Genomic DNA, 20023 nt, shown 5'->3' with positions numbered 1-20023 from the left:
TCGATAGAAATCGGTTTGTTGCTGGTATGGATTCACCAGCCTTCATTTAAAATGGTGCGGAATTTTACTTCAATGAGTACGGGTTTGTAAAGTGCCGTATAAAATTGAATCACACAAGATTACCTGATTTGCAGCTTATTCGATGAAAAAGCACGCAAAACTAAATAATAATGAGAATTAGCCACACGAAATTTTTATTACAGGGCATTGATTATAGACTATACAACAAGGAAAGTCAGCCTTTTGGCAACATAAATTACGCGATAGCAGGAAAATAGTGATAGACTTGTGCCTATGAAATAAACAAGGGTAGTGTAATGCGTGTTTTAGGTATCGAAACTTCTTGCGATGAAACCGGTATCGCAATCTATGATGACGAGCTTGGTTTGTTAGCCAACCAATTATATAGCCAAATTAAAGTTCATGCGGACTATGGCGGTGTGGTTCCTGAGCTAGCGTCTCGCGACCATATTCGTAAAACAGTTCCATTAATTCAGGCCGCACTAAAAGAGGCTAACCTGCGGAGCCAAGATATTGATGCAGTGGCTTACACCGCAGGTCCTGGGTTAGTTGGCGCGCTTATGGTGGGGGCGACAGTAGGGCGCTCATTAGCTTTCGCTTGGAATGTGCCAGCAGTAGCTGTTCATCATATGGAAGGTCACTTACTCGCCCCGATGTTAGAAGAAAAAAGCCCTGAGTTTCCTTTTGTGGCTTTGCTGGTATCAGGTGGTCACACTCAACTTATTAGTGTGACGGGTATTGGTGAGTATGAATTGCTTGGTGAATCTATTGATGATGCTGCGGGTGAAGCTTTTGATAAAACAGCAAAATTATTAGGACTAGATTACCCAGGAGGCCCAGTCCTATCTCGTATGGCTCAGCAAGGTGCCGCGGGGCGTTTTGTTTTCCCTCGCCCAATGACTGATCGCCCTGGGTTAGACTTTAGTTTTTCAGGGCTAAAAACGTTTGCAGCCAATACCATTCGTGAGAATGCCGATGATGATCAAACTCGAGCGGATATTGCCAGAGCATTTGAGGATGCGGTTGTCGATACGCTAGCTATCAAATGTAAGCGTGCATTAGAGCAAACAGGTTTCAAACGTTTGGTGATGGCCGGAGGCGTTAGTGCTAATCGGGCGTTAAGAGCTAAAATGGAAGAGGTTCTCAAACAACGCGGTGGTGAGGTCTTTTATGCAAGGCCTGAGTTTTGTACCGATAATGGCGCAATGATTGCGTTAGCGGGGCTCATTCGTCTAAAAGGTGGCGCTTCTACAGGGTTAGGTGTGACGGTACGCCCTCGTTGGCCACTGGCTGAGTTACCGCCATTAGAAAAATAATGGTGCCGGTGGTTTGGTTTTTTATCGTTCAAAGGGCTGTCTTACAGCCCTTTGTTATTCAATTAAATATCAATGTAAAACAATCACTGCATCCTCAAGTCGAGCTGCGCGAGTTTTCACCATGTTCGACGTTTCTGTGCTTTGTTCAACGAGCAATGTACTTTGCTGCGTGATAGTTTCTAACTCACTAACGGCTTGGGTAATATCGGAAATTCCCGCTGCTTGTTCAAAGGTTGCTTGGCTGATATGTGTGATCAACTGAGTCACATTTTGTATTTGGTCAACAATGTCTTTCATCGTATCCCCCGCAGTGTGAACCTGCTCTTTTCCTGAGTTGACTTTTTTTTCACAGTCATTAATTAACTCGCGAATATCATTGACTGCGCTGGCACTACGACTTGCAAGGTTACGCACTTCATTGGCAACGACTGCAAACCCTTTACCTTGCTCTCCTGCGTGAGCCGCTTCTACTGCAGCATTTAAGGCTAATATATTGGTTTGAAATGCAATATCTTTTATCACATCAGTGATTGAGTTTATTTTACTTGTGCTATGGACAATTTCATCCATTGTCTCAACTACAGCATCCATCACTGCACCACCGTTGACAGCGGTCTCACTGGTGACATTGGATAGCTGATCAGCTTGGATAGTGTTATCAGCATTCATTTTCACGGAAACAGCCATTTGGTTCATGGTGGCAACGGTTTGCTGCATATAACCGACAGTTTGCTGAGTGTGGGTGTCTAGTTCGCGACAGTCAGAGACTAAAGACTCGCTACCTTTACGTACACTATCTACTTGTTCAGAGACGTCTTTGATTAACCAGCGGCATATTAGTCCGAGTTGACCTATTGAGCGTAAAATCAATCCTATTTCATCTGTGCGTTGCATGTGGTGAATATTGTGGCGCTCTCCCCGAGCAATGCTTAAAGCCTGTGTTGTCATGTTTTCAAGTGGGTTAGCGAGTATTCTTTCAAAGGTGATATTGCCTATGGTTAGTATGATAAGTGTACAGATGCTGACCGTCATGAATGTTAGACTCTGTAACCCAGTGAAGCTCGCTAGTGTCAACCAAAGCATGAATAATAAACCCATGACTAACCTAATGCGCCAACGTGTAGGCAATGTTGAAAAGTGGAAAGGCTTTTTTTTAGAAAGCACAATCCCCTTAAATATTTTTCGCTTACATCTATTTTCATTCATGGCTGCATAAAGCGGTTCGACAGTGGCAATTTCTTGGCGTGTTGCTCGTGTTCGAATTGACATATAGCCGGTTATCTCGCCATTACGCTCAATGGGAATAATATTGGCACGAACCCAATAATGGTCACCATTCTTACGACGGTTTTTGACAATTCCTGTCCATGGTTCTCCTTTTTTTAATGTTGACCACATATCCGCAAAAGCTTCCTTTGGCATATCAGGGTGACGGATAATATTATGAGGACGTGTTAATAATTCATCTAATTCATAACCACTAACTTGTACGAAGAAATCATTAGCGTGAACAATGTTTCCTTGCAAATCGCTAGTTGTCATTAGCGTAATATTTTCGTCTAGTATATGTTCATTTTGAGTGATATAAGGAGTTCGGCTCATTATTGGTACCATTATTATTGTTTAGTTTTCCTTTTATATAGTCGACAGCTTTTAGATATTCATTAGTAATAATTTTGTAATAAATTAACTTTTTTTTAAAAGTGTGCGCTAGTTATGGTAAAAGACTATCCGTAGCACAAATTGCTGCTATTTCAGTTTTAAGGTGAGATTTAACACTGGTGCTGTTGTTGGCTTTTTAGGAAACTTTCAATAAGTTGATATGTATAAAAAAGAGCTGAATTTTCAGCTCTTTAAATGGTATTAAGTGAAATAATTAGTCGTCTAACTCTTGCTCTTTAGCTTCTTGGGCAATTTCTTTACTGGTTTTTTGCTTTTTATTTTTTAGTTTTTGCCAAATACGGCTTTCTTGACCACGCCAAAGTCGTTGTATATTGCCATGATGACGAACGAGCACTAAGCATGACAACATGGCAACAGGGAAAGTAAATTCTGGTTTGAACCACCATACATAGAACGGAGCGAGTAGGGCGCTAACTATTGCACCTAGTGAGGAATAACCACTGAGTAATACGGTGAGCAGCCATGTTCCAGCGACAAGCCCAGAGAGATCCCAGCCGATTGCCGCAATAGAACCAAAGGCAGTAGCAACACCTTTGCCTCCTTTAAAGCGAAAGAAAACCGGATAAATATGACCAAGACAAGCTGCAATTGCAACAAACCCAAGATAGAATGGCTGCACATTTAAATAATAAGCAAGCCAAACAGGGATCATACCTTTTAAGACATCGCAAATAAGAACGGCAGCGGCAGCGGCTTTACCGCCAACGCGTAATACGTTAGTTGCACCGGGGTTACCAGAGCCGTGTTGACGGGGATCGGGTAGTCTTGCCAAACGGCAGATCAGTATCGCACTCGAAACTGATCCACATAGATAGGCGAAGATTATCATACCAAGCGCGGTTGCACTCATAGCTAACTCCAAAAACGGTTAAGGCCATATATTCACTTCAGTCTTGGATAATACGCATATTTTTGCCGAAGTGGTATCAATTCAGTACATAAATGAGAAAATGACGTGATGGATATCGTATTTATTGAGCAATTATCAGTCATCACTACGATTGGTGTATATGACTGGGAACAAGATATTGAACAGAAACTCGTGCTCGATATCGAAATGGGATGGGATAACAAACGCGCGTCTATGAGCGATAATGTCGAGCACTGCTTAGATTATGCGCAAATTAGCAAGGCAATCATTGCACATGTCGGAAACAACAAATTTGGCTTAGTCGAGCGTGTGGCCGAGGAGGTCGCTCAGCTCTTACTGACGCGTTTCAAGACTCCTTGGGTTCGGATAAAAGTTGCTAAACCAGGTGCAGTGGCGCGTGCTCGTCAAGTGGGGGTTATTATCGAAAGAGGTACTAAAACCGCTTAAATTAAGGCTGGCGGCATTTAACCGCCAGTTTCACTCATGACTATGACGGGATGGGCATTATTTTCTGTTGCCCTTGCCAGTTTCCGACCGCTTCAATACGCCGACGAGTCAGTTCTTGGCGGATACTAGGCCCTTGCAAGCCTTGTTCAATAATGGGTTTAACACTCACGTTCTGTGCTACAGAAAAAGCTTGTCTAAGATACTCCCCTTGTGGATAAGCTTGTTGCTCAAGGCCTAATCGCCCTCTGGCATCCGCTTCACTAACCAAACTTAATTGAGTAATTCGTTCGGGTTTACGCCAGCTATCAAGGCCATCCATAATTGCAATCAACTCAGTTGCGGTTAATTTATTGATAATATGAATTTTATCATGGTAGCGAGCCGTTAGACGTGCCAAATCACGGGCGCTAGTTGGTACTTTTAACCTATCGCAAAGTTGCTCTATAAGCGGAATACCGTTGATGCCGTGGTCAGGGTGGCTAGGCCAAATAGAAGATGGCGTTAACGCTTTACCTAAATCATGGCACAGTGCTGCAAAGCGTACATCAATATCATTAGATAATGTAGCAACCAACTTCATAACCATTAAGGTATGTATCCCTGTATCAATCTCTGGGTGCCATTTTTCAGGAGCCGGAACGCCAAATAAGTTATCGATTTCAGGGAAAAGCACGGCAAGTGCCTCACAGCGACGTAATACGTCGAAATAAACGTGTGGTGCATTAGACATTAACGCTTTTTGTGTTTCTGTCCAAACGCGTTCCGCTGTCAGGTGAGAAAGCTCGCCTGAATTTGCCATAGATTGCATTAAAACGAGTGTTTCAGGGGCAATGGTAAACCCATATGCATAATAGCGCGCAGCAAAACGAGCAACGCGTAAAACGCGCAGCGGGTCTTCCGCGAATGCATTAGAAATATGGCGCAATAGGCGATTTTCTAGGTCTTTTACGCCATGATAGGGGTCGACAAGTTCACCTGAGTCGCTTTGTGCTATGGCATTAATAGTAAGATCGCGGCGTAATAAGTCATCCTCGATGGTGACATCAGGTGCACTGTAGCAACTGAACCCTGTGTACCCAGATCCGGTTTTGCGTTCTGTTCTTGCTAGTGCATATTCTTCATGGGTTTTGGGGTGCAAAAATACAGGAAAATCTTTCCCAACCTGCTGAAATCCTTTAGCAAGCATCGCTTCTGGTGTTGCACCTACCACCACAAAATCCCTATCAGAAATAGGGAGTCCGAGCAATTGATCTCGAACCGCACCACCAACGAGATAAACTTTCATATTACAGGCCTTAATTACATCCAACCATTATTGCGTTTTTTACGGCGTGGAATAAGATGAGGCAAAATTAAACCGAAAATCAGACCTGCTCCAGCAACACCGCCACCATACATAAACCATTGTAAAATCAACTCACGACGGCGATCGTCGAGATTGACCTCTGCAATTTCCAATTTTTTACCTGATTTGATCAGCTCATTCTTTAATTTTTCATTTTCAGCTTTTAATTGGCTAATGATATTGTCGTTATCAGCGACTTTTTGCTGCATATCGGAGGTACGAGTATTCCACGTATTGTCGATATTATCTAACTGTTGACGCAATTTTTGGTTTTCGGCCTCTAATTCAGGAATACGCGTTTTCATGCTAGGCGTATTGCTTAATTGGTCAACAGGCAACCAAACCGTGCGGCCTTTTTCATCTCTGATTTGAGCAAAATTGTTGTCAGTGGAAATTAGCTCAACAGCCTCCCCCGCATTGAGCGTACCTACAATACGATATTTTGTGCCAGGGCCGCTATGAACGTAAGTTGACAAGTCATCTGAAATATAACGCTTTTCTGCTGCGTGCGTATTTAAGGAAAGGCCTAGCCCCATGATTGAAATTAATAATAATGGAATTTTTCGCATGGTGTTTACAGTCTTTTGTGATGAATGAATTTTATATTAATGGAATACTAATGAGTAAAGTGTATAGGTGCAAATGCTAAACACCAATGTCTTGTCTCCTTAAAGGATAATGAGAACTATCCTAACTGTCTAAATTACCCTTGTTTTTCTTCTATTTTCAAGATAACTCGCTAAAAGAAATGTAAAGGGGAGAATTTTTGATTTCTGTAGAGTTTTTTTTCTCAGCTAGGCATGATTGGGGTAATATGAACTGAGTGAAATAATCAAATAAGGAAATGTATGAGCCACGTAGAGATTGAACTCAAATTAGCTGCGAGGGGGGATGCCATTGAGGCGGTTCGCCAGTGTGTTTCTACGCTTTCGCACCAACACAGTGAGCCCACTAAGTTAACCAATATCTATTTTGATACCGCTCAGCGTCAATTGCGTCAATGGGATATGGGGCTGCGTATCCGTGGTTGTGACGGTCGCTATGAAATGACTATCAAAACAGCAGGGCTGGTAATAGGTGGTTTACATCAGCGCCCTGAATATAATGTTGATATTGATTCTCCAGAGCTGGATCTTACGGCATTCCCTACTGAAATTTGGCCAGAAGGAACCGATGTTTCACAATTACAATCCGACCTTGCTATCTTATTCAGTACAAATTTTATGCGTGAAAAGTGGCTGGTAACTTTTGAAGACAGTGAAATTGAGGTGGTTTTCGACCAAGGCGAGATTTCTGCTGGAGCCAAAGAGCTGCCAATTCAAGAATTTGAATTGGAACTCAAAAAAGGATTTATTGCTGATGTCCTAAACTTTGCAAAAAAACTTGCGGATATTGATGGCCTGTACCTTTCATCACTGAGCAAAGCGGCGCGGGGGTATTCATTAATTACATCAAACTCAGCGGTATTACCTCGTCCTGATTCCATATTTGATTATGAAGAGCAACCTATAGAAAAATCACTCACTCATATGCAATTGCTTTGTCAACAACATGAGGCGTATTGGTTGGCTGGTGAGGACAATGCTCGCCAAGGTTTCTCGGAATTTTTACGTTTTGTACAAGCTTTTTTAGTTCATTATCAACACTCAGCACCTCACTTTGTTCATGATACGCCACTTGAACAATTGCGTTTAGACATTGCCAATGACGCTATCAGTGCGGAGGATTTTTGCTATAGCAGTCAATGGTTAAAGTGTAAGTTAGCCTTTATTCAATGGTTGAGTGCGTTAACTTATCAAGAAGCTCAATAAGGTATTGATGAAATGCATTCTTTTCCAAAACTATTGCAAGCCCAAAGTGAACGAGTTTTAAATCAATTAGCCGAACAAGCTAATGAATTATTACCGCTTAGCGAGCAAGAAACGCAGGTGCTTTCTTTTAGTGATTTTGTGTTTAAGCAGGTGTTAGCACACTCGCGTTTTTTACTCGAAATTCGTGCTCAACCGCCTAAAGCGGATGAATGGAAAAGTTATGCAACATGGTTGGCTCAAGACGTGTCATTAGTGACCAACGAAGAACAGTTAATGCATGTGTTGCGAACGTTTCGCCACCATATGTTAGTGCGCTGCGCATGGATGCAAACACTGGAAATTAGTAGTCAAAAAGAAACAATTTATCAATTAAGTGTGTTGGCTGAAACCTTGATAGTGGCAGCAAGGGATTGGTTATATCAAGAATGTTGCCAGTCTTGGGGGACGCCGTGTAACGTGCAAGGCAAAGCACAGCCTTTATTAGTTTTAGGGATGGGAAAACTCGGTGGCGGAGAGCTGAATTTTTCGTCTGATATTGATTTGATTTTTGCCTATCCAGAAAATGGTGTCACACAAGGTGGCCGAAAAGAACTCGATAATGCACAGTTTTTTACTCGTTTAGGGCAAAAATTGATCCGTCTCCTCGATCAAGTCACTGCACAGGGCTTTGTTTATCGTGTTGATATGCGCTTACGCCCATTTGGTGACAGTGGCCCTTTGGTGTTTAGTTTTTCTGCACTGGAAGATTACTACCAAGAGCAAGGTCGCGATTGGGAGCGTTACGCGATGGTCAAAGCCCGGATCATGGGGGCAGACAGCTTACATTACGCGCAGACCTTGCGTAAGCTTTTGAGGCCGTTCGTTTACCGTCGATATATTGATTTTAGCGTGATCCAATCGCTACGTAATATGAAAAATATGATTGAGCGGGAAGTCAGACGGCGTGGTCTGGTGAACAATATCAAGCTTGGTGCGGGCGGTATTCGCGAAGTCGAGTTTATCTCCCAAGTTTTTCAGCTCATTCGTGGTGGCCGAGAGCCAGTTTTACAATCGCAATCATTGTTTTCTACCTTGCAAGGTATCCGTGAGCTAGCATTATTAACCAACAATCAAGTAGATATCTTACAAGATAGCTACATTTTCTTGCGTAGAGTGGAAAATTTACTGCAAAGTATTAATGATGAGCAAACACAAACCCTTCCTGAAGACGCATTAAACCAAGCTCGATTGGCATGGGGAATGCATTTCACGGATTGGCCGAGCTTTAGCCAAGTTCTTAGCCAAAAAATGGCAGCAGTGCATCAGATATTCACTGAGCAAATCGGTCAAGATGATGACGATGAACAAACAGATGCTTTCGATGAAATTTATATCACGCTTTGGCAAAGCGAGTTATCAAAAGGGGAATTAGCTAGCTATTTACCCTCTAAAAATGAAGACGTTGCTCAAAAGATCATTCATGGCATTATCATGTTTCGCCATGACCTTAACAAGCGAACTATAGGCCCCCGAGGTCGAGATGTGCTTGATGAACTCATGCCTAAACTATTAGCAAAAGTCGGGGAGCGCGATGATGCAGGGCAGGTGATTGAACGCATTACTCCTTTATTGTTAAGTATTGTGAGCCGCACCACTTACCTTGAATTGATGCTAGAATTTGATGAGGTTCTGACACATGTTATTCGTCTATGTGCTGCCTCACCAATGATTGCTGAGCAATTATCTCGTCATCCATTATTACTTGATGAATTATTAGACCCTCAATCCCTGTATCAACCTCTACCTCTTACTGCCTACCGTGATGAATTACGTCAATATTTGATGCGTGTACCTGAGGATGACGAAGAACAACAGCTCGAAGCTTTGCGTCAATTCAAACAGGCGCAATTATTACGTATTGCAGCAGAAGATATTTCAGGGGTGCTGCCTGTTATGAAGGTGAGTGACCACTTAACCTATTTGGCAGAGGCGATTATTGATGCCGTTGTACAGCAAGCATGGCAAAAAATGGTCAGACGCTATGGCGAGCCTGCTCATTTAGTCCAAGGGGACACAAAACAATACGGTTTTGCCGTGTTAGGCTATGGTAAATTAGGGGGCTGGGAATTAGGTTATAGCTCTGACTTAGATTTGGTTTTCTTATTTGATTGCCCGCTAAATGTGGTTACTAATGGGGAGCGTTCCATTGATGCGCGCCAATTTTATTTGCGTGTAGCGCAGCGTATCATTCATTTATTCAGCACAAGGACGGCATCTGGCGTGCTATATGAGGTGGATGCTCGCTTAAGGCCTTCAGGGGAATCTGGGATGTTGGTCAGTACCATTCAATCTTTTGATGATTACCAAAAAAATGATGCTTGGACATGGGAGCATCAAGCGTTAATTCGCGCCAGAATGGTGTTTGGTGATGCAGACTTACAGCAACAATTTACACAGATTCGTCATGAAACCTTATGTATGCAAAGAGAGCCACTAACGTTGCAGCAGCAAGTGCGTGATATGCGGATAAAAATGCATAAGCATTTAGGAAGCCATCAAGACACAGAATTTGACCTAAAGGCTGACCCCGGAGGAATAACCGATATTGAGTTTATTGCCCAATACCTCGTCTTGCGATTTGCGTCAGAAAATGCGGCATTGACTCGCTGGTCAGATAATGTGCGTATTTTTGAATTAATGGCTCGCTATGATTTTATGCCTGAAGATGAGGCCAATGCATTAACTCAGGCTTATGTTACGATGCGTAATGAGCTACACCATTTGGCATTGCAATCCCTACCAAGTCGAGTCGATATTAGCCAATTTGTGGATGAGCGCCAGCAAGTTTTATCCAGTTGGCAAAAATGGTTAGGGGAATAAAGCATTCATGTTTGTTTAATGCATTTTATTTAGCTAGATAGCGCAATATGCTAGTATTGTTACTCATTATTATCAGATTTCCTTTTTAACGCTGGAGTACAGGATGAAAGTAACTCTTCCGGATTATAACCAAGCCGGTGTGCTGGTAGTTGGCGATGTAATGTTAGACCGTTATTGGCATGGACCGACCAACCGAATTTCACCTGAAGCTCCTGTTCCGGTTGTCAAAGTGACGACGGTCGAAGAACGACCTGGTGGAGCCGCTAACGTGGCAATGAATATTGCATCATTAGGGGCTCATTCTCGCCTTGTCGGCTTAACTGGGATTGATGATGCGGCAAAAGCTTTGATCGAAAATTTAAATGCGGTACAGGTTCGTTGTGATTTTGTTGCTATCCCAACTCATCCTACAATCACCAAATTACGTGTATTATCACGCAATCAACAACTTATTCGCCTTGATTTTGAAGAAGGCTTTGACAATGTTGATGTGCAACCGATGTTAGAGCGCATCGAGCAAGCGTTACCTCATATTGGGGCACTTGTGCTGTCTGATTATGCAAAGGGCGCGTTGACGCATGTAGAAAAAATGATTGCCTTAGCAAATAAAGCTGGCGTCCCTGTTTTAATTGATCCGAAAGGTAATAATTTTGAGCGTTATCGTGGTGCGACGCTGTTGACACCGAATATGTCTGAGTTTGAAGCGATTGTCGGGCCATGCAAGGATAATCAAGACGTTGAAGAAAAAGGAATGGAATTGCTTCAATCTTTGGATCTGACTGCGTTATTAATTACTCGTTCAGAGCAAGGTATGAGCCTGATCCGTCGTGATGAAGCGCCATTGCACTTACCAACTCAAGCGCAAGAGGTTTTTGATGTGACAGGAGCTGGTGACACGGTCATTGGTGTGTTAGCGGCTTCTCTTGCTTCAGGCCGTCCACTACATGAAGCTTGTGCGCTCGCAAATGCGGCGGCAGGGGTTGTGGTGGGTAAACTAGGAACGTCAACAGTTTCGCCAATCGAATTAGAAAATGCAATCCGTGGTCGAGCAGATAACGGCTTCGGTGTCATGACAGAAAGTGAATTAAAACAAGCTGTTGCTAATGCTAGGCAACGTGGTGAACGTGTTGTGATGACCAATGGCTGTTTTGATATTTTACATGCAGGGCATGTTTCTTACTTAGCGAATGCGCGTAAGTTAGGGGATCGGTTAATTGTGGCAGTAAATAGCGATGCTTCAACCCGTCGCTTGAAAGGTGAGACTCGCCCAGTCAATCCATTAGAACAACGTATGACGGTACTCGGTGCTCTAGGCGCCGTTGATTGGGTGGTCGCATTTGAAGAAGATACGCCACAACGTTTAATCGCAGAAGTATTGCCTGATGTTTTAGTTAAGGGGGGCGATTATCGTCCAGAGGATATTGCCGGCAGTGCGGAAGTGTGGGCCGCAGGCGGCGAAGTTAAAGTACTTAACTTTGAAGATGGTATTTCTACAACGAATATCATTAAAAATATTATGAAAACTAGTTAATTTATCATTATTCATTAGCTAGTTAAAAAACCTCACGTGGGCATGTAAAAACGCCGTGAGGTTTTTATTTATTTAAAATCAATATGACGTCATGGAATCGACGATGATAAAAATGAAGGAACGGAGTTCCAAGCAGCGTTATGCAAGCCGTTTAATGCATATTCAAATGCAGTAATAGCAGCATGTAATATTTCTAAAAATCAGTCTATTGCGAAATTGATTGAACGAGCGCTAGCGCCTAATTCAGCGGTAAAATAATGTTGAAAGTGACCCTTATGGTTAGCGTCACTTTTAATTTTTATATTACTGCGTGTTTTTTTCTTCGCTAAAATGAGCTTCTAATGCGCTAACACGTTGCTCCATTTTTGCCAACTTTTCACGGGTACGCAGTAAAACTTGAGTTTGAATATCAAACTCTTCTCGGCTGACTAAATCCAGTTTACCCAGTTGTGATTGCAAAAGAGAGCGTAATTTTTTATCAAAATCTTCGCCTATATCACGTACGCCTTGAGGTAAAGCACCTTGGATTTGACGAGCCACTTGTTCAAGTTTTTTCGGATCGAGCATTCGCGGGTCCTTAAATTAATCGAAATATCGTTGTGCGTAGTGTAATACCTCTTGTGACTGTAATAAACCCCTTTTCTCGTCATACTTAGCGCTAAGCTCGCTTCATTTTATCACCTAGCTATAATTTGAATTATTTAGATAAATTAGCAGGCTAAAGGAACAAGCGTGAATAACATTAAGTTTTTACTCATGTTTTTGACCGAAAGTGTGAGTCGTTCGCCAATTTTGATTATCGCCGTTGCGTACATCAACTATTGGCGTTATATTAAAAGCGTTTATCTCAGGGCGGGGTGAAAGTCCCCACCGGCGGTAACATGCAACGCGCATGAAGCCCGCGAGCGCTTTATCATTCTTATGATAAAGGTCAGCAGATCCAGTGTGAATCTGGGGCCGACGGTTATAGTCCGGATGGGAGAGAATTAACTGTATCTGCATATTTGTGCTGTATTGCATAATCATGTTCTGCATACCTGAATAGCTAGATAGCTTTTTAAGGCTGTTTATTTATTCATCATTTCTCGTACTCCTAAGACTGCCTTGATTCTGGTAACTAGTTAATAACTATTTAAGAGGTTTTTTACCATGGATCATACGCTACTTTCTGAATTCGGAAATCCGATTGAACGTGTTGAAAATGCTATCGAGGCTCTGCGCCAAGGTAAGGGGGTTCTTGTTCTCGATGATGAAGATCGTGAGAACGAAGGCGACTTAGTTTTTGCCGCAGAAACCATGACTGCGGAACAAATGGCATTTACTATTCGTTATAGCAGTGGAATTGTCTGTCTTTGTATCACTGAAGAGCGTCGTAAGTTGCTCGAATTACCGATGATGGTGGAAAACAACACCAGCCAAAACCAAACAGGTTTTACGGTGACTATTGAAGCGGCGAAAGGGGTTACAACAGGGGTTTCTGCCGCAGATCGTATCACGACTATTCGTGCTGCAATCGCGGACAACGCCGTTCCTGCCGACCTTAATCACCCAGGTCACGTTTTTCCATTACGTGGGCGTGAAGGTGGGGTATTGGCGCGTCGTGGTCATACTGAAGCATCCATTGACTTGGCAACATTAGCCGGCTTCAAACCCGCCGGTGTTTTGTGTGAGCTAACTAATGATGATGGTTCAATGGCTCGTACTCCCGAGGTGGCAGCCTTTGGTAAACAGCATGGTCTAACGGTTGTGACGATTGAAGATTTAGTTCAGTATCGTCTTCAAACAGAAGAAAAGAAAGCAAGTTAATTCTTTTCTTTGAAAGACTTAAAGAAATTCGATTAAATAAAGCTTATCTAATTATTTAAGTAAAAATAGCACGTTAAGCATATAGAGCATTATTAAGGCCATCGAGTTGCACACCTCGGTGGCTTTTTCAGTTTTTTTGATGATCATACTCATAATTAGCTCACTGTGTTTTTCGCTAAAAAGCGTATGCTGAAGTGAGAAACTAATTGAGTTGGAGTTGAAATTATCATGTCGGTAAATACTTCAGTCGTACAAACTAAGATCCCTGCTATTTTTATTGGTCACGGTAGCCCAATGAACGCTATTGATGATAATCCTTATACTCAAGCATGGGAAAAATTAGGCGATACTTTACCTAGGCCAAAAGCGATATTGGTGATTTCAGCTCACTGGTATACGCGAGGAACAGCAGTTACTTCGATGCTAAAGCCGAAAACTATTCATGATTTTAGCGGTTTTCCCGAAGCATTATATCAGATTGAATATCCCGCGCCGGGCTCCCCTGAATTAGCCCAGCAAATCGCTGATTTATTAGCACCTGAGCAGGTCTTTCTTGATACCCAAGAATGGGGATTAGACCACGGCACGTGGGAAATATTAGTGCGTATGTACCCAGATGCAGATATTCCAGTGATCCAACTGAGTATTGATGGAACCAAGCCGACTGCTTGGCACCATGAACTAGGCAAAAAATTGTCTATTTTAAGGGAGCAAGGAATATTGATTATGGGAAGCGGTAATATCGTACACAATTTGCGCGCGATGAATTGGCAAAATTCACAGGCTGAGCCTTATCCGTGGGCCGCTTCTTTTGAGCAATTTGTCTATGACAACTTACAAAGTCATCAGATCCCCCATCCCTTGACTAAAGGGCTAGAACGGGAAGATGGCAAGTTATCCAACCCTTCACCAGAGCATTATTTACCGATTTTACCAATAATCGGCACATGGGATGGTAAAGAGCAGATCAGTACGCCTATCGAAGGGGTTGTTTCTGGGTCATTGAGTATGATGTCTGTCATCGTCGGTTAATTTTCCTCGTCATATTTCAGGCTGTAACGTTGTTGGCTGCACTCTGCAACCTTAGTCACATACTGATGTATGCTCCTAAGAATTGCCTCGTTTGCCGCCTAGTTACAACCTGAACTATTTAGAGGAACGCCTTGGTTATATTTCAGGCTGTAACGTTGTTGGCTGCACTCTGCAATCTTAGTCACATACTGATGTATGCTCCTAAGAATTGCCTCGTTTGCCGCCTAGTTACAACCTGAACTATTTAGAGGAACGCCTTGGTTATATTTCAGGCTGTAACGTTGTTGGCTGCACTCTGCAATCTTAGTCACATACTGATGTATGCTCCTAAGAATTGCCTCGTTTGCCGCCTAGTTACAATCTGAACTATTTAGAGGAACGCCTTGGTTATATTTCAGGCTGTAACCTATTTAGAGGAGCATCTTTAGTCATATTTCGAGCAAATAGCACGGGTATTTCAGGTTGTTATGTTTTTAAGACATAAAAAAGCCCAAACAAAATTAATTGGTTGGGCTTTTGCGATTAACTGACTCGATTAGTCGATGATCGTATGTGGGTAGAAGCGTGAGAGATCTTGGGTGATCAGTTCTTTATCTTCACGAATACAAATACCGGCAGGCTTATCATTTACCAACCAACTTCCTACCAAGGTATAGCTACCTTCAAATTTTGGCAGTGGGTGGAACTGCTGAATAATCATACCCTCTTCACCGTATGGACCATCCGCTGACGCAATTTCTTGGCCGTTTTCGATAATGCGGATGTTTGCACCTTCGCGAGAAAATAACGGCTTAATAACGTATTTATCGAGCTCGGGCTTGCTATTTCCATCAGCAAAATAGGCTGGCAACAGGTTAGGGTGATCTGGGAACATTTCCCATAACATCGGCAGCAGTGCTTTATTGGAAATAATGCTCTTCCATGCAGGTTCTAGCCAGCGAACACCGGCATCTTGCAATTTAGTCGAGAAAATTTCCCTAAGCATGAACTCCCACGGATATAGTTTGAACAGATTGCTGATAATCTGATCTTGTGTATCCGTAAACTCACCTTTTTCACCTAAACCAATTTCATCGATGTATAAGAACTCAGTAGCAACACCCGCTTCGTTTGCACAGTCTTGTAAATACTGAACAGTGCCTCTGTCTTCGTCAGTATCGCGACAGCAAGACATATGTAATAAGCGAAAGCCGTATTGATCTTTTAACTGAGTAAAACGTTCGATCAACTGCTCTTGGATGCTATTAAACTGATCTGCATTTTCAGGCAGTTTACCTGCTTCAATTTGATCTTCTAACCAGATCCATTGGAAAAAAGCAGATTCATATAATGAGGTCGGCGTGTCGGCGTTATTTTCTAGCAATTTTGGTGGATTAACCCCATCATAAGCAAGGTCGAGCCTTGAATACAATGACGGTTGTTCACTTTTCCAAGAGCTACGGACAAACTCCCAGCAGTGCTTAGGAATTTGAAAACGCGCGAGTAATTCATCACTTTCAACAACGCGTTCAACTACTTTTAGGCACATTTGATGTAACTGTTCAGTTGCATCTTCGATTTCTTCGATTTGTGCCATCGTAAATTGGTAATAAGCATCTTCTGACCAGTATGGTTCGCCATACATGGTATGAAATTCAAAACCAAACTCAGAGGCTTTTTCGCGCCAGTTTGGGCGCTCAACTATAGGAACTCGTTTCATTACTTATCAACCACCCATTGAACGGGAAGAAGAGGTTGATTTAGCGGATGAAGATGAACGTTGCGCCATAGCTTGTTTGTTTACAGTGTCACCAAAGCCGCCGCGTGTTACGGTTGATGTTGTTGGTGGCTTTGGTGCCATAGCAGTTTTCGGCACGCTCATTGAACGACCGCCTGCAACCGCTGGGCCATAGCTTTTACCTGAAGCATCAACGAATTTGCCATTGGCTGGGCTCGCTGGATTTTTTGAGCTAAATAGTGGCTGAGATGCTGCGCTACCCCCCATCATACGGCCCATCATATAACCCATCATTAATGGCATCCACATACTGCCACCGCTGCTTTGTGCTTGGGCTGTTTGCTCACCATTTGTTGAACTAGTCCCTGCGATACCCGCTTGCGCTGGTGCTTGGGTACACATTGATTCACCAAACTCGGCGATACAGTCAGCTTGGGTTGCATATTTAGGTGCGGTTTTAGCCGCTTCTTGCAGCGCGTTGTTATATGCAACAGTACATTGCTCTGCTTGAGAAGGATTTGCTTGGCTGCAATCTTGTGCGTTGGTATACAGTGATACGGTTTCATCACTTTCTTCACAAGCGGAAAGCATAAATACGGCACTCACTGCGACAGCAACCGGCGCTAAACGGTATGAACGCCAAGACTTACGGAAGGCGTTTTGATTGATATCTTTGGTACGCTTCATGGTCATGGTAATTACCCTGAATAAAATTTAAGTAAGATGTTATTTAAGTTATCTCTAGGATAGGGGATAACCGCTGAAAATTAAAGCGGAAATAAAGAAGAAATAGCCTGAATTTATCATTTTTGTCTCTTTTCACTACTTTTTGATAATTGAATGTATGAATCTATAGTGATATTTAATTAATTTTATTTAATATCAACAAGTTAAAATAAGATATTTTTTTATACTACTGAACAACAACTGAAGTGAGAATTAACTGAATTTTCTTAGTAAGGCTATTTAAAAGTCGCTTTAACCGATTCAAGTTGGGCTAAATTGACAATTTCACAGCTTAGTGAAGAAAATATGGGCAAATGCATAATAAAAATAACCCGCCAAAATAGCGGGTCATTGTATCATGTGGGACTTAAATTAAAAATTAGTTAACTTTCGGTGCGTTTGTATTACGAATAATACTGCTTGCAGAAGTAGAAATTTCTTTGCCCAAGTTGGCATTTAAGCGCGCAATATCATCTTCATTTAGTGTACCACGAGCAAATTCAATGTTTAGCTGGTTAATCATATAGTCATAACGTGCATTCGACAGGTTTTGCTTCGCTTGATATAACGCAGTAGTCGCTGTTAATACGTCAACGATAGTACGAGTACCGACTTGGTAACCCGCTTCCATCGCGTCTAATGAGCTTTGCGCTGAAACAACCACTTGTTTGTATGCATTAATACTACTGATTGATGATGATACGTTATTGAATGATGAGCGAACTAATTGAACAACGTTACGGTAAACACTTTCCAATTGCTCACTTGCGCTTTGGAAACCGTATTGTGCTTGTTCAACTTGTGAACTTGTAGCACCCCCAGTGTACAGTGGAATGCTTAAGTTTAAACCAATAGTGTTTTGGCCGTTATAGCTGTTGTGTGCCCCTGATATACCTGTCTTTGGATCATTATAGCCACTACCATGTTGGTAGCTATTGCTCACACCGGTTGAGGCATCTAAATTAACGGTTGGCATATGACCAGTTTCTGCCAAACGGATATTTTCACGCGATACATCTTGTGCTAATCGAGCACTCAGTAAACTTAGGTTACGTGTTTCAGCTTCTTTGAGGATAGCGTCAATATCGCCAACGGCTTCTGTTTTAAAGCGGTCAATGTTCAGTGATGCTAGTTGGTTATAGTATACCCCACTCACTTGACGCAGTTTTTCAATAGCATTTTCTAAATCGTTACGACCAGCAACTTCTTGTGCGATAACGCTATCATAGTTAGCTCGGGCGTTTTGCACGTCAGTGATGGCGACTAAGCCAACGTTAAAACGTTGAGTTATTTGGTCCAACTGACGATATACCGCTTCTTTATTTGCTTGAATATAAGATAAAGCATCAATGGCTTTTAATACATTAAAGTATGCTGTTGCCGTATCTAAGATTAGCTGTTGTTGGCTGGTTTGATATGCCACGTCTGAAATACCTGCCGTTTTCTCTTGGATATCCAATTGACGCCACTTAGACATATCAAACACAACTTGGGTTAATTTTAGTGAAGCATTTAACCCTGTACTTTCGGTATTTCGTGCATCACGGTAACCACTCCCGTAGCTAGCTCCAGCCCCTAAACCTAATTGTGGTAATAATGGGCTACGAGATTCATTAATTTTTTCAAAAGCTTGATTACGTTCAGCTAATGATTTTCTTAACTCAGGGTTACTTTCTTTGGATTTTTGGTAAACCTGCAATAAATCTTCTGCGTAGCTATTGGTACTGAGACCCACAAAACTCATCGCAATTAAAAGGGGAAGCAGTTTCTTCATTTTGATTCCTTGATTAAACAGCAAATTAAGTTGAGTCTGTTGTCTAAAACGTACCTTGCCGAATATTGCCGCTAGATAGTAAATTGCGTTTTAGAGGCGGTGACTAAACAGACTTTATTGTTGCTCTTAGATTTGAATAATGGCGCTTATTGTAACAGAGTATCACGCGCGTTAACGGTAGCCTTTTGTGCCATTTTGTCTCAATTTTATTAAACATTACCTCATCTGAGGTTAAAAAACCTTAAAAACTGTTTTAATCCCCAATTATTTCCTTAATATGGAAATAATTGGGGAGTTGGAGAATGCAATGATAAATAGGATAGAACAGCCAATTAAATATGGCAAAAACGATGTTGAAATTATATCCAAGCGTAAATTATTTAACGGTTTTTTTCAAATAATTGAATACCGATTTCGCCATCGACTTTTTGCCGGTCCGTGGAGTCATGAAATTCGCCGTGAAGTCTTTGAAAGAGGCCATGCAGGTGTGGTTTTGCCCTATGATCCGCAAACAGACAATGTGGTTTTAATTGAGCAAATACGTCTTCCTGCTATTGAAACAAGTGAAACCCCTTGGTTGCTTGAAGCGGTTGCTGGCATGATTGAGACTAATGAGTCACCGGAAGATGTTATCCGCCGTGAATCAAAGGAAGAGGCTGGCTTAACACTTGGCCGCGTTGAAAAAGCGCTTAATTATCTTTCAAGCCCAGGTGGCACGACAGAGCGTATGTATGTGTTTATTGGCGAGGTCGATAGCCATAATGCGAAAGGTATTCATGGTTTAGCTTCAGAAAATGAAGATATTCGTGTACATGTTGTTAGCCGAGAACAAGCTTATCAATGGGTGGAAGAAGGCATTATTGATAATGCAGCAACGGTGATTGCCATTCAATGGTTACAGCTCAATTATCAAAAACTGAATGAAAAATGGATGAAACGGTTTTAAATAACAATTAATCTGGTGAAATGTGTGCTGATTAGCAGATATTTGAGTCATCATTCGTCATACTTGAATACGTATGTGTGTTGAATCTTTATTTAGTTGTCATGAATAGAATAAATTAGGGCATAAATAATATTTTAA

The 20023-nt window shown here is 42.0% G+C and carries 16 protein-coding genes and 1 riboswitch; of the genes, 8 read left to right on the top strand and 8 right to left on the bottom strand.

What is annotated here, in order from left to right:
* Window positions 1-317 precede the first annotated feature (317 nt).
* Entirely contained in the window at window positions 318-1337 is a 1020-nt protein-coding gene (gene tsaD / locus ACLPIE_RS12685) for a tRNA (adenosine(37)-N6)-threonylcarbamoyltransferase complex transferase subunit TsaD (RefSeq protein WP_430262089.1), read from the top strand.
* Between the two features lie 69 nt (window positions 1338-1406).
* On the opposite strand, the gene ACLPIE_RS12680 is transcribed toward tsaD, so the two are convergent.
* Entirely contained in the window at window positions 1407-2939 is a 1533-nt protein-coding gene (locus ACLPIE_RS12680) for a methyl-accepting chemotaxis protein (protein WP_430262087.1), read from the bottom strand.
* Between the two features lie 274 nt (window positions 2940-3213).
* Window positions 3214-3870, bottom strand: coding sequence for a glycerol-3-phosphate 1-O-acyltransferase PlsY (gene plsY, locus ACLPIE_RS12675; RefSeq protein ID WP_430262085.1), 657 nt, complete (start codon window positions 3868-3870; stop codon window positions 3214-3216).
* A 108-nt stretch (window positions 3871-3978) separates the two neighbouring features.
* Between plsY and folB the strand changes: the two genes are divergently transcribed.
* A complete protein-coding gene (folB, locus tag ACLPIE_RS12670; protein WP_430262083.1) occupies window positions 3979-4338 on the top strand; it encodes a bifunctional dihydroneopterin aldolase/7,8-dihydroneopterin epimerase in 360 nt (119 codons plus the stop codon).
* A gap of 40 nt (window positions 4339-4378) precedes the next feature.
* Here folB and ACLPIE_RS12665 read toward each other — a convergent pair whose 3' ends face one another.
* Entirely contained in the window at window positions 4379-5623 is a 1245-nt protein-coding gene (locus ACLPIE_RS12665; RefSeq protein ID WP_430262081.1) for a multifunctional CCA addition/repair protein, read from the bottom strand.
* Window positions 5624-5637: 14 nt separating this feature from the next.
* Window positions 5638-6252 carry a TIGR04211 family SH3 domain-containing protein gene (locus ACLPIE_RS12660; protein ID WP_430262079.1) on the bottom strand — a complete coding sequence of 205 codons (615 nt, stop codon included), beginning with the start codon at window positions 6250-6252 and terminating at the stop codon, window positions 5638-5640.
* 279 nt (window positions 6253-6531) lie between these two features.
* Between ACLPIE_RS12660 and ACLPIE_RS12655 the strand changes: the two genes are divergently transcribed.
* The 3 genes from ACLPIE_RS12655 to hldE all read left to right on the top strand — a co-directional run bounded on the left by ACLPIE_RS12655 (window position 6532) and on the right by hldE (window position 11884).
* Window positions 6532-7494: a CYTH domain-containing protein gene (locus tag ACLPIE_RS12655; RefSeq protein WP_430262078.1), complete on the top strand. Its 963-nt coding sequence runs from the start codon at window positions 6532-6534 to the stop codon at window positions 7492-7494.
* A gap of 12 nt (window positions 7495-7506) precedes the next feature.
* Complete coding sequence (glnE, locus tag ACLPIE_RS12650; protein WP_430262076.1) at window positions 7507-10353, top strand: bifunctional [glutamate--ammonia ligase]-adenylyl-L-tyrosine phosphorylase/[glutamate--ammonia-ligase] adenylyltransferase; 2847 nt, start codon at window positions 7507-7509, stop codon at window positions 10351-10353.
* A gap of 103 nt (window positions 10354-10456) precedes the next feature.
* Window positions 10457-11884 carry a bifunctional D-glycero-beta-D-manno-heptose-7-phosphate kinase/D-glycero-beta-D-manno-heptose 1-phosphate adenylyltransferase HldE gene (gene hldE / locus ACLPIE_RS12645; RefSeq protein WP_430262074.1) on the top strand — a complete coding sequence of 476 codons (1428 nt, stop codon included), beginning with the start codon at window positions 10457-10459 and terminating at the stop codon, window positions 11882-11884.
* Between the two features lie 303 nt (window positions 11885-12187).
* Here hldE and ubiK read toward each other — a convergent pair whose 3' ends face one another.
* Window positions 12188-12451, bottom strand: coding sequence for a ubiquinone biosynthesis accessory factor UbiK (gene ubiK / locus ACLPIE_RS12640; protein WP_430262072.1), 264 nt, complete (start codon window positions 12449-12451; stop codon window positions 12188-12190).
* A gap of 272 nt (window positions 12452-12723) precedes the next feature.
* Window positions 12724-12875: riboswitch (FMN riboswitch) on the top strand.
* 158 nt (window positions 12876-13033) lie between these two features.
* Between ubiK and ribB the strand changes: the two genes are divergently transcribed.
* Together ribB and ygiD are read left to right on the top strand one after the other, a co-directional pair.
* Window positions 13034-13690: a 3,4-dihydroxy-2-butanone-4-phosphate synthase gene (gene ribB / locus ACLPIE_RS12635; RefSeq protein WP_430262070.1), complete on the top strand. Its 657-nt coding sequence runs from the start codon at window positions 13034-13036 to the stop codon at window positions 13688-13690.
* 228 nt (window positions 13691-13918) lie between these two features.
* Entirely contained in the window at window positions 13919-14722 is an 804-nt protein-coding gene (gene ygiD, locus ACLPIE_RS12630; RefSeq protein WP_430262068.1) for a 4,5-DOPA-extradiol-dioxygenase, read from the top strand.
* Window positions 14723-15257: 535 nt separating this feature from the next.
* On the opposite strand, the gene ACLPIE_RS12625 is transcribed toward ygiD, so the two are convergent.
* From ACLPIE_RS12625 to tolC, 3 genes are all read right to left on the bottom strand, one after another.
* Complete coding sequence (locus ACLPIE_RS12625) at window positions 15258-16421, bottom strand: glutathionylspermidine synthase family protein (RefSeq protein WP_430262067.1); 1164 nt, start codon at window positions 16419-16421, stop codon at window positions 15258-15260.
* Between the two features lie 6 nt (window positions 16422-16427).
* On the bottom strand, window positions 16428-17132 hold the full coding sequence (locus ACLPIE_RS12620; RefSeq protein WP_430262065.1) for a DUF1190 family protein: 705 nt from the start codon (window positions 17130-17132) through the stop codon (window positions 16428-16430).
* Between the two features lie 412 nt (window positions 17133-17544).
* Window positions 17545-18939, bottom strand: coding sequence for an outer membrane channel protein TolC (tolC, locus tag ACLPIE_RS12615; RefSeq protein ID WP_430262063.1), 1395 nt, complete (start codon window positions 18937-18939; stop codon window positions 17545-17547).
* Window positions 18940-19246: 307 nt separating this feature from the next.
* On the opposite strand from tolC, the gene nudF reads away from it, so the two are divergent.
* On the top strand, window positions 19247-19885 hold the full coding sequence (nudF, locus tag ACLPIE_RS12610) for an ADP-ribose diphosphatase (RefSeq protein WP_430262061.1): 639 nt from the start codon (window positions 19247-19249) through the stop codon (window positions 19883-19885).
* The last annotated feature ends 138 nt before the right edge of the window (window positions 19886-20023 follow it).

The sequence above is a fragment of the Providencia sp. Me31A genome (genome assembly GCF_050487165.1).
Taxonomy (GTDB): Bacteria; Pseudomonadota; Gammaproteobacteria; order Enterobacterales; family Enterobacteriaceae; genus Providencia.
This window is presented reverse-complemented; position numbering and strand designations above follow the sequence as displayed.

Bases quoted from the DNA above. Each gene is read 5' to 3' on its own strand.
- ACLPIE_RS12680 (WP_430262087.1), bottom strand. From the start codon at position 2,939: ATGAGCCGAACTCCTTATATCACTCAAAATGAACATATACTAGACGAA.
- tsaD (WP_430262089.1), top strand. From the start codon at position 318: ATGCGTGTTTTAGGTATCGAAACTTCTTGCGATGAAACCGGTATCGCA.
- ACLPIE_RS12660 (WP_430262079.1), bottom strand. From the start codon at position 6,252: ATGCGAAAAATTCCATTATTATTAATTTCAATCATGGGGCTAGGCCTT.
- hldE (WP_430262074.1), top strand. From the start codon at position 10,457: ATGAAAGTAACTCTTCCGGATTATAACCAAGCCGGTGTGCTGGTAGTT.
- ubiK (WP_430262072.1), bottom strand. From the start codon at position 12,451: ATGCTCGATCCGAAAAAACTTGAACAAGTGGCTCGTCAAATCCAAGGT.
- ygiD (WP_430262068.1), top strand. From the start codon at position 13,919: ATGTCGGTAAATACTTCAGTCGTACAAACTAAGATCCCTGCTATTTTT.
- ACLPIE_RS12620 (WP_430262065.1), bottom strand. From the start codon at position 17,132: ATGACCATGAAGCGTACCAAAGATATCAATCAAAACGCCTTCCGTAAG.
- plsY (WP_430262085.1), bottom strand. From the start codon at position 3,870: ATGAGTGCAACCGCGCTTGGTATGATAATCTTCGCCTATCTATGTGGA.
- tolC (WP_430262063.1), bottom strand. From the start codon at position 18,939: ATGAAGAAACTGCTTCCCCTTTTAATTGCGATGAGTTTTGTGGGTCTC.
- ACLPIE_RS12655 (WP_430262078.1), top strand. From the start codon at position 6,532: ATGAGCCACGTAGAGATTGAACTCAAATTAGCTGCGAGGGGGGATGCC.
- folB (WP_430262083.1), top strand. From the start codon at position 3,979: ATGGATATCGTATTTATTGAGCAATTATCAGTCATCACTACGATTGGT.
- glnE (WP_430262076.1), top strand. From the start codon at position 7,507: ATGCATTCTTTTCCAAAACTATTGCAAGCCCAAAGTGAACGAGTTTTA.
- ACLPIE_RS12665 (WP_430262081.1), bottom strand. From the start codon at position 5,623: ATGAAAGTTTATCTCGTTGGTGGTGCGGTTCGAGATCAATTGCTCGGA.
- ACLPIE_RS12625 (WP_430262067.1), bottom strand. From the start codon at position 16,421: ATGAAACGAGTTCCTATAGTTGAGCGCCCAAACTGGCGCGAAAAAGCC.
- ribB (WP_430262070.1), top strand. From the start codon at position 13,034: ATGGATCATACGCTACTTTCTGAATTCGGAAATCCGATTGAACGTGTT.
- nudF (WP_430262061.1), top strand. From the start codon at position 19,247: ATGATAAATAGGATAGAACAGCCAATTAAATATGGCAAAAACGATGTT.